This is a genomic window from Streptomyces sp. NPDC087440 (assembly GCF_044744005.1).
Classification (GTDB): Bacteria; Actinomycetota; Actinomycetes; order Streptomycetales; family Streptomycetaceae; genus Streptomyces.
This window is the reverse complement of sequence record NZ_JBIUXN010000006.1, coordinates 123,876-136,921: the sequence shown is the minus strand read 5'-3', so window position 1 is coordinate 136,921 and position 13,046 is coordinate 123,876. Positions and strand designations below refer to the sequence as shown.

Sequence of the window (13,046 nt, the reverse complement as noted above, 5' to 3'; positions counted from 1 at the left end):
CTGCGGTGCGGTCAGCCCCCGAGGAACTCCGCCCACGGCCCGTACATCGGACTGCCCGCCGGCGCCGAGATGCTCAGCGCGATCCCACCCAGCACCGCGATCCAGAACAGATGGGCGAACGTCATGGGCCGCCCCGCCCGGCGCGGATCGCGGGGGTCGTAGCGCACCCGGACCGCTCCGGGCGGGCCGTCGAGCCGGCGGCCGACGCACGAGCGCGTCTCCTGGACCGTGCCCTCGGCCGTGGTGAAGCGCAGCTCCGGGTAGTACAGCGCGTTGTCCCCGGCGTTGCGGCGGTGCCGGAGCACCGTGCCGGGCACGCTGACGCCGCGCCGGAGCAGGATCAGCGGGTCGCGGACCAGCAGCTGCCACCAGAAGCGGACCAGCAGGTGGGCGAGCGGCCACAGCACCGCGCTCAGCACCAGCATGGCGGACGTGTCCTCGGGTGTCGGGCCCAGCAGGAGCGGCAGCGTCACCAGGCCCAGCAGCGCCCACACCGCGAGCACCCGCCCCGTCCAGCCGTGGAACAGGAAGTCCGGCCGCAGCCTGCTCTCCACCCGGGCCAGGCCGCCCGGGCGCGGCTGCGTGCGGGCGAGCGCGGACGTCACGGCCTCGGCGAAGGCCCGCGCCTCGGCGGGCGAGTGGTAGCGGATCTGCTGGGGTGCCCCGGTGTCGGGCTCGGTGGCCCGGTCGCCGGTGACCATGATCATGAGGGTTTGCGGCGAGACGTCCACCGAGTGCACCGCGGACAACGGAATCCGCAGCACGTGGCGGCCCGTGGTGACCTCGACCGCCGTCCCGTCGAAGGAGGCGCGGGACCCCTCGCCGGGCGCTCCGGCAACGGTCAGGACGGAAGGGGTGGTCGTGGCCAAGGCAGCTCCTGGATCATGCCGGGGAGCGGCCAACGTACGACGACGGATGACTACGCGTCAGACGCATGTCCGAATCGACGGCGACGGCCCGCAGCCCCGGGCCCCGCCCGAGCCTCTCCTTATCCCCGCCCAACGGCATCCGCCGCCCCCCGTGCGGCAGAATGAGGCTGCCCAGCAAAGGCCCAGCAGCGACGGAACGGCGATATGACTTCGACAGCGGTTGACGACGTGTCAGAGGGCGCGTCTGCGGACACGGACGAACGGGACGGCACCGGCCTCATCGGGGCGGGCAAGGCCTTCGCCTGGATGCTGATCATCACCGGGGCGGCCGGGCTCCTCGCCGCCTGGGTGATCACGATCGACAAGTTCAAGCTGCTCGAAGACCCGAACTTCACCCCCGGGTGCAGCCTCAACCCCGTCGTCGCCTGCGGCAACATCATGAAGAGCGAGCAGGCGTCCTTCTTCGGGTTCCCGAACCCGATGCTCGGACTGGTCACCTACGCGATGGTGATCGCGATCGGCGTCGCGCTCCTCGCGGGGGCCCGTTACAAGCGCTGGTACTGGCTCGGGCTCAACGCCGGCACCCTCTTCGGCGTCGCGTTCTGCACCTACCTCCAGTACCAGTCGCTGTACACGATCCGCTCGCTGTGCCTGTGGTGCTGCCTGGCCTGGGTCGCCACCATCTTCATGTTCTGCTACGTCACCGTCCACAACCTCAAGCACCGCGTGCTGCCCGCCCCGCGCGCCCTGCGCAACGGGCTGGTGGAGTTCCACTGGGTGGTGCCGGTGCTGTGGATCGGGGTCATCGGCATCCTGATCCTCACCAACTGGTGGAGCTTCTGGACCAGCTGATCCGGCGGCCGGACCCGGCGTTGTCAGTGGGCTGACCTAGGCTTCAGGTTGTGGAGCCCGATCTCTTTACCGCAGCCGCAGAAGAACGCCAGGCGAGCGACCCGTCCAGCAGCCCCCTGGCCGTCCGGATGCGCCCGCGCACCCTCGACGAGGTCTTCGGGCAGAAGCACCTGCTCAAGCCGGGTTCCCCGCTGCGCCGCCTGGTGGGCGAGGGCGGCGGCGGCCCGGCCGGGGCGTCGTCCGTGATCCTCTGGGGGCCGCCGGGCATCGGCAAGACGACCCTCGCGTACGTCGTCAGTCAGGCCACCCAGAAGCGGTTCGTGGAGCTGTCCGCGATCACGGCGGGGGTGAAGGAGGTCCGGGCCGTGATCGAGGGGGCCCGGCGGGCCTCCGGGGGGTACGGCAAGGAGACCGTGCTCTTCCTCGACGAGATCCACCGCTTCAGCAAGGCCCAGCAGGACTCCCTGCTGCCCGCCGTGGAGAACCGCTGGGTGACGCTCATCGCGGCGACCACCGAGAACCCGTACTTCTCGATCATCTCGCCGCTGCTGTCCCGCTCCCTGCTGCTCACCCTCGAATCCCTCACCGACGAGGACCTGCGCGGACTCCTGCACCGGGCGCTCACCGAGGAGCGCGGCCTCGGCGGGGCGGTCACCCTGTCCCAGGACGCCGAGGAGCACCTCCTGCGGATCTCGGGGGGCGACGCCCGCCGTGCGCTGACTGCTCTGGAGGCGGCCGCCGGAGCGGCGATCTCCAAGGGGGACGAGGAGATCTCCCTGGAGACGGTCGAGGAGGCCGTCAACCGGGCCGCCGTGCGCTACGACCGCGACGGCGACCAGCACTACGACGTCGCCAGCGCCCTCATCAAGTCCATCCGGGGCTCCGACGTGGACGCCGCCCTGCACTACCTGGCGCGGATGATCGAGGCGGGGGAGGACCCCCGGTTCATCGCCCGGCGGCTCATGATCTCCGCCAGCGAGGACATCGGCCTGGCCGATCCCACCGCCCTGCCGACCGCCGTCGCCGCCGCCCAGGCCGTCGCCCTGATCGGCTTCCCCGAGGCCGCCCTGACCCTGAGCCACGCCACCATCGCCCTCGCGCTGGCTCCCAAGTCCAACGCCGCGACCCTCGCCATCCAGGCCGCCCAGGCCGACGTACGCAACGGACTGGCCGGTGCCGTCCCGCCGCACCTGCGCGACGGGCACTACAAGGGCGCCGCCAAGCTGGGGCACGCCCAGGGGTACGTCTACCCGCACGACGTGCCGGGCGGAATCGCCGCCCAGCAGTACGCCCCCGACGAGGTCAAGGACAAGGAGTACTACCGGCCCACCCGGTACGGCGCCGAGGCCCGGTACGCAGACGTGGTGGAGAAGGTGCGGGAGAGGCTGGGCGGGAAGGGGTGAGCGCAACGGGCGGGAGCGTGCCCGCGCGACTACGCTCCGGAACATGGCCCGACGAACGGCGGTACTCCTCGTCTGCCTCGCGGCGGCCACCGCCTGCCACCAGGCCGAGACCCCGCCCGAGCGCCCCTCGCCCGTGCCCCTCACCGGCCACGGCTTCCCGCCCGACGCCGACCGCGCCCGCCGCGAGCTCGCCGGGCTCACCGTCGCCTGGGGCAAGAACTGGGAGACGTACAAGAGGGCGGAGTTCGGCGAGACCTGGAGCGACGAGACCGATGCCCCGGGCGGGCGCAACGGCTGCGACACCCGGGACGACGTCCTGCACCGCGACCTCACCGTGACCGAGCAGGGCGACCCGGACGCCTGCGTGCCGCTCGCCGGGGTGCTCCACGACCCGTACACCGGCCAGGACCTCCCGTACGCCTACCGTCGCGCCTCCCGGATCCAGACCGACCACGTCGTCCCGCTCGGCGCGGCCTGGCGGGCCGGGGCCTGGGCGTGGACCCCGGAGAAGCGGCTCACGTACGCCAACGACCTGGATGTGCTGCTCGCCGTCGACAAGCAGGCGAACTACGACAAGAGCAGCAAGACCCCCGACAAGTGGAAGCCCCGGCGTGAATACTGGTGCGAGTACGCACGCCGCTGGACCGGCATCAAGGCCAAGTACGCGCTGACGGTGACCCCGCCCGAGAAGGGCGCGCTGTACGAGATGCTCGGGGCCTGCGCCTGACCGGCGGCCCGGTCCGCACCATCGCGCGCGACCCCGTACAATCGACCGAAGCGCTGCGTCCCGTGTCCGGTCTCGTACCGGCATCACCAGAACGGGACAGGCAGCCGGAACCCCTTTCGAGGGTGTTCCAGGAGCGTCGCGCACCGTTGAAGGTGTCGCGGGCAGCCCATCATCCCGGGGATTCCCGACGGATCGGTGGGCCTCTCGCGTGCTGCACATAGTGCCCAGACCAGGGAGCGGCTGCCCGTCCAGAAGTCATGGAGGGGTTTCCCCGGCTGCGGATGCGACCTCCCTTAACCCTGGTGAAGCCGTTTTCCACACAGATAGAGAGGTTGGTTCGTGCCGAACCAGTCCCGCCCCAAGGTCAAGAAGAGCCGCGCGCTCGGCATTGCGCTGACGCCGAAGGCCGTCAAGTACTTCGAGTCGCGCCCCTACCCGCCGGGCGAGCACGGCCGTGGCCGCAAGCAGAACTCGGACTACAAGGTCCGTCTGCTCGAGAAGCAGCGTCTGCGCGCCCAGTACGACATCAGCGAGCGCCAGATGGCGCGCGCCTACGACCGCGCCAAGAAGGCCGAAGGCAAGACGGGCGAGGCGCTGGTCGTCGAGCTCGAGCGTCGCCTCGACGCCCTGGTCCTGCGTTCGGGCATCGCCCGCACCATCTACCAGGCCCGCCAGATGGTCGTGCACGGCCACATCGAGGTCAACGGTGGCAAGGTCGACAAGCCGTCGTTCCGCGTCCGTCCCGACGACGTCGTGATGGTCCGCGAGCGCAGCCGCGAGAAGGTCCCCTTCCAGGTCGCCCGCGAGGGTGGCTACGACACCGAGGGTGAGACCCCGCGCTACCTCCAGGTGAACCTGAAGGCCCTGGCCTTCCGCCTGGACCGCGACCCGAACCGCAAGGAAATCCCGGTCATCTGCGACGAGCAGCTGGTCGTCGAGTACTACGCCCGCTGATTCGGCGTAGCACTTACGCACGTGCGTGCACTGCCCGTCGTCTTCCCGCTCCCTCACCGGAGCGGGGAGCGGCGGGTTTGCGCGTTGTGGGGCCGCCTCGGCGGGGCGTGCGATATCCGGTACGGAGCGCTCGCCCCGGCGCGATAGGCTCGCGGAACGACTTTTCGTCCCGCAAACGTCTCGATCACAAGGGAGCGCATCGTGTCCGGTGGAGAGGTGGCCGGCATCCTGGTGGCCGTCTTCTGGGCGATCCTCGTCTCCTTCCTGGCCCTGGTGCTGGTGAGGCTGGCGCAGACGCTCAAGGCGACGACCCGCATGGTGGCCGACGTGACGGACCAGGCGGTTCCGCTGCTGGCCGACGCCTCCGCGACCGTCCGCTCCGCGCAGACGCAGCTGGACCGGGTCGACGCGATCGCCTCCGACGTCCAGGAAGTCACCTCGAACGCCTCGGCGCTCTCCACCACCGTCGCCTCCACCTTCGGCGGCCCCCTGGTCAAGGTCGCCGCCTTCGGGTACGGGGTGCGCCGGGCGATCGGCCGCCGCAAGGCCCCGGAGCCCCCGGCTGCCGAACGCACCGTGATCGTCGGACGGACCCTGCCCGCAGCGCGCCGCCGGGCCCGGGGATCGCGCGGAAACAAGAACTGAGGCTGCGATGTTCCGCCGTACATTCTGGTTCACCGCAGGCGCCGCAGCAGGCGTGTGGGCCACCCAGAAGGTCAACCGCAAGATCAAGGCGCTGAGCCCCGAGAGCCTCGCCGCGCAGGCCGCCGACAAGGCCGTCGAAGCGGGCCACCGGCTCAAGGACTTCGCGCTCGACGTCCGGGCCGGCATGGTCCAGCGCGAGGCCGAACTGGGCGACGCGCTCGGCCTCGACGCGGCGCCCGACGACGTACGAGCACTTCCCCCGCAGCGGTACGCCGTTGCCCTCGACAACCCCAAGCCCCCGTACACCAACGGGACTTCGTACAACCGGAATGAGGACCACTGATGGAGTCGGCAGAAATTCGTCGCCGCTGGCTGAGCTTCTTCGAGGAGCGCGGTCACACCGTTGTCCCTTCGGCGTCGCTCATCGCGGACGACCCGACTCTGCTCCTGGTCCCGGCGGGCATGGTGCCCTTCAAGCCGTACTTCCTGGGTGAGGTCAAGCCCCCCTGGCAGCGCGCCACCAGCGTCCAGAAGTGCGTCCGTACCCCGGACATCGAAGAGGTCGGCAAGACCACTCGGCACGGCACGTTCTTCCAGATGTGCGGCAACTTCTCCTTCGGGGACTACTTCAAGGAAGGGGCCATCCGCTTCGCCTGGGAGATCCTGACGAAGTCCGTCGACGACGGCGGTTACGGCCTCGACCCCGAGCGCCTGTGGATCACCGTCTACCTCGACGACGACGAGGCCGAGGAGATCTGGCGGGAGAAGATCGGCGTCCCCGCCGAGCGCATCCAGCGCCTGGGCAAGAAGGACAACTACTGGTCGATGGGCGTCCCCGGACCCTGCGGCCCGTGCTCGGAGATCAACTACGACCGCGGCCCCGAGTTCGGCGTCGAGGGCGGCCCGGCCGTCAACGACGAGCGCTACGTGGAGATCTGGAACCTGGTCTTCATGCAGTACGAGCGCGGCGCCGGCATCGGCAAGGAGGACTTCGAGATCCTCGGCGAGCTGCCGTCCAAGAACATCGACACGGGTCTGGGTCTTGAGCGTCTCGCCATGATCCTCCAGGGCGTACAGAACATGTACGAGACCGACACCCTGCGCGTCGTCATGGACACCGCCACCGAGCTGACCGGCGTCCGCTACGGCGCCGCCCAGAACAGCGACGTCTCGATGCGCGTGGTCGCCGACCACATGCGCACCTCCGTCATGCTCATCGGCGACGGCGTCACCCCCGGCAACGAGGGCCGCGGCTACGTGCTGCGCCGCATCATGCGCCGCGCGATCCGCAACATGCGCCTCATGGGCGCCACCGGAGCCGTCGTCCAGGACCTGGTCACCACGGTCATCGACACGATGGGCCAGCAGTACCCCGAGCTCATCACCGACCGTCAGCGCATCCTGGGCGTCGCCCTCGCCGAAGAGGCCGCCTTCCTTAAGGCCCTCAAGGGCGGCACCAACATCCTGGACACCGCCGTCACCGAGACCAAGGCCGCCGGCGGCCAGGTCCTCTCCGGCGACAAGGCGTTCCTGCTCCACGACACCTGGGGCTTCCCGATCGACCTCACCCTCGAAATGGCCGCCGAGCAGGGCCTTTCGGTGGACGAGGACGGCTTCCGCCGCCTGATGAAGGAGCAGCGGGACCGCGCCAAGGCCGACGCCCAGGCCAAGAAGCACGGCCACGCCGACATGTCCGGCTACCGCGAGATCGCGGACGCCTCCGGCGAGACCGACTTCATCGGCTACACCTCCACGGTCGGCGAGTCCCGCGTGGTCGGCATCCTGGTCGACGGCGTGCCGTCGCCGGTCGCCACCGAGGGCGACGACGTCGAGATCGTCCTGGACCGCACCCCCTTCTACGCCGAGGGCGGCGGCCAGATCGGCGACACCGGCCGCATCAAGCTGGACAGCGGCGCCATCATCGAGGTCCGCGACTGCCAGAAGCCGGTTCCCGGCGTGTACGTCCACAAGGGCGTCGTCCAGGTCGGCGAGGTCACCGTCGGCGCCCAGGCCCAGGCGATCATCGACGTGCACCGTCGCAACGCCATCGCCCGCGCCCACTCCGCCACGCACCTCACCCACCAGGCGCTGCGCGACGCTCTCGGCCCCACGGCCGCCCAGGCCGGTTCCGAGAACCAGCCCGGCCGCTTCCGCTTCGACTTCGGCTCCCCGGCCGCGGTGCCCGGCAACGTCCTCATCGACGTCGAGCAGCGCATCAACGAGGTCCTCTCGCACGAGATGGACGTCCACGCCGAGGTCATGTCGATCGACGAGGCCAAGAAGCAGGGCGCCATCGCCGAGTTCGGCGAGAAGTACGGCGAGCGGGTCCGCGTCGTCACCATCGGCGACTTCTCCAAGGAGCTGTGCGGCGGCACGCACGTCCACAACACCGCCCAGCTGGGTCTGGTCAAGCTGCTCGGCGAGTCGTCCATCGGCTCCGGCGTGCGCCGCATCGAGGCCCTGGTCGGCGTCGACGCGTACAAGTTCCTGGCCCGCGAGCACACGGTCGTCGCCCAGCTCCAGGAGCTGGTCAAGGGCCGCCCCGAGGAACTCCCGGAGAAGATCTCCTCCATGCTCGGCAAGCTGAAGGACGCCGAGAAGGAGATCGAGAAGTTCCGCGCGGAGAAGGTCCTCCAGGCCGCCGCCGGACTCGTCGCCGGAGCCAAGGACGTCAAGGGCGTCGCCCTGGTCACCGGCCAGGTGCCCGACGGCACCTCCGCCGACGACCTGCGCAAGCTCGTCCTCGACGTGCGCGGCCGCATCCAGGGCGACCGGGCCGCCGTCGTGGCCCTGTTCACCACGGCCAACGGCCGCCCGCTGACCGTCATCGCCACCAATGAGACGGCCCGTCAGCGCGGCCTGAAGGCAGGCGACTTGGTGCGCACCGCCGCCAAGACCCTCGGCGGAGGCGGCGGCGGCAAGCCGGACGTCGCCCAGGGCGGCGGTACCAGCGTCGAGGCCATCGGCGACGCCATCGACGCCGTCGAGCGCCTGGTTGGGGAAACGGCCTGATGCGACGCGGACGCCGTCTCGCGATCGACGTCGGGGACGCCCGGATCGGGGTCGCCTCGTGCGACCCCGACGGGGTCCTCGCCACGCCGGTGGAGACCGTGCCGGGACGTGACGTCCCGGCCGCCCACCGGCGGCTGCGCCAGCTGGTCGAGGAGTACGAACCCCTCGAAGTCGTCGTCGGACTCCCTCGCTCCCTCAACGGGGGCGAGGGCCCGGCCGCGGCCAAGGTCAGGAAGTTCGCCCAGGAGCTCGCCAAGGGCATTGCCCCGATCGGCGTACGACTGGTCGACGAGAGGATGACCACGGTGACGGCCACTCAGGGGCTGCGCGCTTCGGGCGTGAAGTCCAAGAAGGGGCGGTCCGTCATCGACCAGGCCGCTGCGATCGTCATTCTTCAGAACGCCTTGGAGTCCGAACGGGTGTCGGGAGAGCTTCCCGGCGAAGGCGTCGAAGTGGTTGTCTGATCGCGATACGGTAACGTTCCGCGCCGTGGCGGCGTTCGAACAGCTGCCGCACAGGATTTGAGGCGGGACGGATGCCGTGCCCCACGCGCGCCACACCCGCCGCCTCGCGGCTCTAGGGGACCGATGACTGAGTATGGCCGGGGTCAGGGCTCCGAACAATGGCACCCTCAGGACCCGTTGTACGGGGACCAGGGAGACCAGGGTTGGGCCGGACAGCAGGCCGCACAGGGCCAGGTCCCCTACGACCCGACCTACGCGGGCCAGCAGCAGTACCCGCAGCAGGGCCAGCCCCAGCAGCCGTACTACGACAACGGTGGCCCGTACCAGCAGGCCCCCCAGCACGACGGCCCGTACGTCCAGGGGCACGACAGCGGTCAGTACCCGCAGGCGCAGCAGCACACGGGGCAGTACGGCCAGGGCTACGACAGCGGCCAGTACCCGCAGGGTTCCTACGACGGCGGCCAGTACGCGCAGGCCCAGCAGGGCGGCCAGTACCCGCAGCAGCAGGGGCACGGTCAGCAGCAGGGCGACTGGGACACCGGCCAGGGCCAGGCGATTCCGTACGGGATGAACGCGGCCGACCCCTACAGCGGCCAGCAGCCCGGCTACGGCGCCGAGAACCACGACCACTACGGCACCCCCGACGCCTACCCCCCGCCGCAGCCCCCCGCCCAGCGGCGCGCCGCGCCCGAGCCGGAGACCGACTGGGACGCGGACGCCCCGGTGCAGGAGGAGCACCCCTTCTTCACCGGCGCCGACGACAACCGGGCGGGGCGGGGCGGCGGTGACGACGACGGCCACGACGACGAGCCCGCCTCCCGCCGCGGCAAGGGCGGCGGCAAGGGCAAGAAGAAGGGCCGCAACGGTGTTGCGTGCCTGGTGGTTTCGCTGGTCATCCTCGGGGGACTCGGAGGGGTCGGGTACGTCGCCTACTCCTTCTGGAAGGACCGTTTCGGCCCGGCGGAGGACTTCGCGGGCGAGGGGTCGGGCCAGGTCGAGGTCGAGATCAAGGACGACGCCGGTCTCAACGAGATCGGCAACGCGCTGAAGAAGGCGGGCGTCGTCAAGAGCGTCGACGCCTTCACGTCCGCGGCCGAGAAGAACCCCAAGGGCCGCACCCTGCAGCCCGGTGCGTACACCCTGCGGCAGGGCATGTCCGCGGACAGCGCGGTGACGCTGATGCTGGACCCCAAGAGCCGCAGCAACCTCATGGTGCGGCCGGGCCAGCGGAACATCGCCGTCTACAAGGACATCGACAAGCGGCTCGGTCTCGCCGAGGGCACCACGAAGAAGATCGCCAAGGAGAAGGTCGGCGAGCTGGGCCTGCCTGCCTGGGTGCCCAAGGACCCGAAGATCAAGGACCGGCTGGAAGGCTTCCTGTACCCCGCGACCTACTCCGCGCCCAAGGGGACCAAGCCCGAGACGATCCTCAAGAAGATGGTCTCGCAGGCCACCTCCCACTACGAGGCGCAGAACATCACGGAGGAGGCGGCGAAGATGAAGCTCAAGCCCTTCGACCTGCTCATCGTGGCGAGCCTCGTCGAGGCCGAGGGCAAGACGCACGACGACTACCGCAAGATCGCCGAGGTCGTCTACAACCGCCGCACGTACAACCCGCAGACCGTGGGACGCCTCCAGTTCGACTCGACGTACAACTACGCCAAGGGCCAGAGCAACATCAACATTGGCGAAAACGCGATCAACAAGGACAAGGACCCGTACAACACGTACACGAACGACGGTCTGCCGCCCGGCCCCATCAACAACCCCAGCAACGACGCCTTCACCGCGGCGGTGACCCCGACGCACGACGGCTGGCTCTACTTCGTGGCGACCGACGGCCTGAACAAGACCGAGTTCGCCAAGACGCACGACGAGTTCCTCAAGCTGAAGGACAAGTTCAATGACAGTCAGAAGGGCCGCTGAGGAGCGGCGGGCCGCCGTCCTCGGCAAGCCCATCGCCCACTCCCTGTCCCCGGTCCTGCACCGCGCCGCCTACGCGGAACTGGGCCTCGACGGCTGGTCGTACGACCGCTTCGAGGTGGACGAGGCCCAACTCCCCGCATTCGTGCGGGAGTTGGGGCCGGAGTGGGCGGGCCTCTCGCTGACCATGCCGCTCAAGCGGGCGATCATGCCGCTGCTCGACGAGGTCAGCGAGACGGCGGCCTCAGTGGCGGCGGTCAACACCGTCGTCCTCACCGAGGACGGCCGCAGGCTCGGCGACAACACCGACATCCCCGGCATGGTCGCCGCCCTGCGCGAGCGCGGGGTCGAGAAGGTCGAGTCCGCCGCGATCCTCGGTGCGGGAGCCACCGCCTCCTCCGCGCTGGCCGCCCTGCGCCGGATATGCACCGGCCCGGTCACCGCGTACGTACGCAGTGCAGCACGCGCGGCCGAGATGCGGACCTGGGGCGAGCGGCTGGAAGTCGACGTCCGCACCGCCGACTGGAACGACGCCCGCGAGGCCTTCACCGCACCGCTGGTGATCGCGACCACACCCGCCGGAACGACGGACGCGCTGGCAAGGGACGTGCCGGAGTCCGTCGGAACGCTTTTCGACGTGCTGTACGAGCCGTGGCCGACCCCCCTCGCGAGCGCCTGGACGGCGCGCGGGGGAGCGGTGGTCGGTGGGCTGGATCTCCTGGTCCACCAGGCGGTGTTGCAGGTGGAGCAGATGACGGGTGTGCCTGTCGGACCGCTCGCTGCGATGCGGGCCGCGGGCGAGCGGGCCCTCGCCGCGAGGTAGCTCCCCGGTGTCCGAAAGATGACCACCGGGTCCGAGTGCTGGACCGGGGGCAGGGGCGTACCGCCGGACGTGGGAGGATCGGGGGTGGCGGGTCCGGGCCGCGCATCCGGGCTGCGTCATTGCAGTTCCAGGCGCGAGCATGAGGAGCACCGTTGAGCAGGTTGCGCTGGCTGACCGCGGGAGAATCCCACGGACCCGCACTCGTCGCGACGCTGGAGGGACTTCCCGCCGGCGTGCCGATCACCACGGAGATGGTGGCGGACGCGCTGGCCAGGCGACGGCTCGGCTATGGCCGCGGCGCGCGGATGAAGTTCGAGAAGGACGAGGTCACCTTCCTCGGCGGCGTACGGCACGGCCTCACCATGGGCGGCCCCGTCGCGATCATGGTGGGCAACACCGAGTGGCCCAAGTGGGAGAAGGTCATGTCGGCCGACCCGGTCGACCCCGACGAGCTGGCCACGATGGCGCGCAACGCGCCGCTGACCCGCCCCCGCCCCGGCCACGCCGACCTCGCGGGCATGCAGAAGTACGCCCTGGACGAGGCCCGTCCGGTCCTGGAGCGCGCGAGCGCCCGCGAGACCGCGGCGCGGGTGGCCCTGGGCACCGTGGCCCGTTCGTACCTCCAGCAGACCACCGGCATCGAGATCGTCTCGCACGTCGTGGAGCTGGCCGCCGCCAAGGCTCCGTACGGTGTGCTGCCCGTCCCCGCCGACGAGGCGAAGCTGGACGAGGACCCGGTGCGCTGCCTGGACGCCGACGCGTCGAAGGCGATGGTCGCGGAGATCGACCAGGCCCACAAGGACGGCGACACCCTCGGCGGTGTGGTCGAGGTGCTGGCGTACAACGTGCCGGTCGGCCTCGGCTCCTTCACGCACTGGGACCGGCGGCTTGACTCCCGTCTGGCCGGTGCGCTCATGGGAATTCAGGCCATCAAGGGCGTCGAGGTCGGCGACGGCTTCGACTTGGCGCGGGTGCCGGGCTCGAAGGCGCACGACGAGATCGTCCCGACCGCCGAGGGCGTGAAGCGCACCACCGGGCGCGCGGGCGGCACCGAGGGCGGCATGTCCACCGGTGAGCTGCTGCGGGTACGGGCCGCGATGAAGCCGATCGCGACGGTGCCGCGTGCGCTGGCCACGATCGACGTCGCCACCGGCGAGGTCGCCGCCGCCCACCACCAGCGCTCCGACGTGTGTGCCGTCCCGGCGGCGGGCATCGTGGCCGAGGCCATGGTGGCGCTGGTGCTGGCGGACGCGGTCGCCGAGAAGTTCGGCGGGGACAGCGTGGGCGAGACGCGGCGCAACGTGCAGTCGTACCTCGACAACCTCCAGATCCGGTGACCGGCCGCGAGGCAGATCCGGTGACCGGCCCGAAGGT

Annotated in this window: 12 protein-coding genes; 11 read left to right on the top strand and 1 reads right to left on the bottom strand. The window is 70.5% G+C overall.

Going from position 1 to position 13,046, the window contains the following annotated elements; all coding sequences use genetic code 11:
* Positions 1 to 11 precede the first annotated feature (11 nt).
* Positions 12 to 869: a DUF3592 domain-containing protein gene (locus tag ACIO3O_RS15235; protein ID WP_401745465.1), complete on the bottom strand. Its 858-nt coding sequence runs from the start codon at positions 867 to 869 to the stop codon at positions 12 to 14.
* 204 nt (positions 870 to 1,073) lie between these two features.
* Here ACIO3O_RS15235 and ACIO3O_RS15230 point away from each other — a divergent pair, with 204 nt between their 5' ends.
* The 11 genes from ACIO3O_RS15230 to aroC all read left to right on the top strand — a co-directional run bounded on the left by ACIO3O_RS15230 (position 1,074) and on the right by aroC (position 13,009).
* The gene (locus tag ACIO3O_RS15230) at positions 1,074 to 1,721 is read left to right on the top strand and encodes a vitamin K epoxide reductase family protein (protein ID WP_401745463.1); all 648 of its coding nucleotides are present in this window, start codon (positions 1,074 to 1,076) and stop codon (positions 1,719 to 1,721) included.
* Between the two features lie 50 nt (positions 1,722 to 1,771).
* The gene (locus ACIO3O_RS15225; protein WP_401745461.1) at positions 1,772 to 3,124 is read left to right on the top strand and encodes a replication-associated recombination protein A; all 1,353 of its coding nucleotides are present in this window, start codon (positions 1,772 to 1,774) and stop codon (positions 3,122 to 3,124) included.
* A gap of 43 nt (positions 3,125 to 3,167) precedes the next feature.
* The gene (locus tag ACIO3O_RS15220) at positions 3,168 to 3,851 is read left to right on the top strand and encodes an HNH endonuclease family protein (protein WP_401745460.1); all 684 of its coding nucleotides are present in this window, start codon (positions 3,168 to 3,170) and stop codon (positions 3,849 to 3,851) included.
* A 339-nt stretch (positions 3,852 to 4,190) separates the two neighbouring features.
* On the top strand, positions 4,191 to 4,805 hold the full coding sequence (gene rpsD / locus ACIO3O_RS15215) for a 30S ribosomal protein S4 (RefSeq protein WP_345224933.1): 615 nt from the start codon (positions 4,191 to 4,193) through the stop codon (positions 4,803 to 4,805).
* 201 nt (positions 4,806 to 5,006) lie between these two features.
* Complete coding sequence (locus tag ACIO3O_RS15210) at positions 5,007 to 5,450, top strand: DUF948 domain-containing protein (RefSeq protein WP_401745458.1); 444 nt, start codon at positions 5,007 to 5,009, stop codon at positions 5,448 to 5,450.
* Positions 5,451 to 5,457: 7 nt separating this feature from the next.
* Positions 5,458 to 5,793 (top strand): DUF6167 family protein, encoded by a 336-nt coding sequence (locus tag ACIO3O_RS15205; protein WP_401745457.1) that lies wholly within the window; start codon positions 5,458 to 5,460, stop codon positions 5,791 to 5,793.
* Positions 5,793 to 8,462, top strand: a complete 2,670-nt coding sequence (gene alaS, locus ACIO3O_RS15200; RefSeq protein ID WP_401745455.1) for an alanine--tRNA ligase — start codon at positions 5,793 to 5,795, stop codon at positions 8,460 to 8,462. Before ACIO3O_RS15205 ends, alaS begins: the two co-directional genes overlap by 1 nt.
* Positions 8,462 to 8,926 (top strand): Holliday junction resolvase RuvX, encoded by a 465-nt coding sequence (gene ruvX / locus ACIO3O_RS15195; RefSeq protein ID WP_189827358.1) that lies wholly within the window; start codon positions 8,462 to 8,464, stop codon positions 8,924 to 8,926. Before alaS ends, ruvX begins: the two co-directional genes overlap by 1 nt.
* Positions 8,927 to 9,103: 177 nt before the next feature.
* Entirely contained in the window at positions 9,104 to 10,852 is a 1,749-nt protein-coding gene (gene mltG, locus ACIO3O_RS15190; protein ID WP_401745453.1) for an endolytic transglycosylase MltG, read from the top strand.
* Positions 10,830 to 11,672, top strand: coding sequence for a shikimate dehydrogenase (locus tag ACIO3O_RS15185; RefSeq protein ID WP_401745451.1), 843 nt, complete (start codon positions 10,830 to 10,832; stop codon positions 11,670 to 11,672). Before mltG ends, ACIO3O_RS15185 begins: the two co-directional genes overlap by 23 nt.
* Before the next feature lie 152 nt (positions 11,673 to 11,824).
* Positions 11,825 to 13,009, top strand: coding sequence for a chorismate synthase (gene aroC, locus ACIO3O_RS15180; RefSeq protein WP_401745449.1), 1,185 nt, complete (start codon positions 11,825 to 11,827; stop codon positions 13,007 to 13,009).
* The last annotated feature ends 37 nt before the right edge of the window (positions 13,010 to 13,046 follow it).

Coding starts and splice junctions, on each gene's coding strand:
- ACIO3O_RS15220 (WP_401745460.1), top strand. CDS start 3,168: ATGGCCCGACGAACGGCGGTACTCCTCGTCTGCCTCGCGGCGGCCACC.
- ACIO3O_RS15205 (WP_401745457.1), top strand. CDS start 5,458: ATGTTCCGCCGTACATTCTGGTTCACCGCAGGCGCCGCAGCAGGCGTG.
- alaS (WP_401745455.1), top strand. CDS start 5,793: ATGGAGTCGGCAGAAATTCGTCGCCGCTGGCTGAGCTTCTTCGAGGAG.
- ACIO3O_RS15230 (WP_401745463.1), top strand. CDS start 1,074: ATGACTTCGACAGCGGTTGACGACGTGTCAGAGGGCGCGTCTGCGGAC.
- ACIO3O_RS15185 (WP_401745451.1), top strand. CDS start 10,830: ATGACAGTCAGAAGGGCCGCTGAGGAGCGGCGGGCCGCCGTCCTCGGC.
- ruvX (WP_189827358.1), top strand. CDS start 8,462: ATGCGACGCGGACGCCGTCTCGCGATCGACGTCGGGGACGCCCGGATC.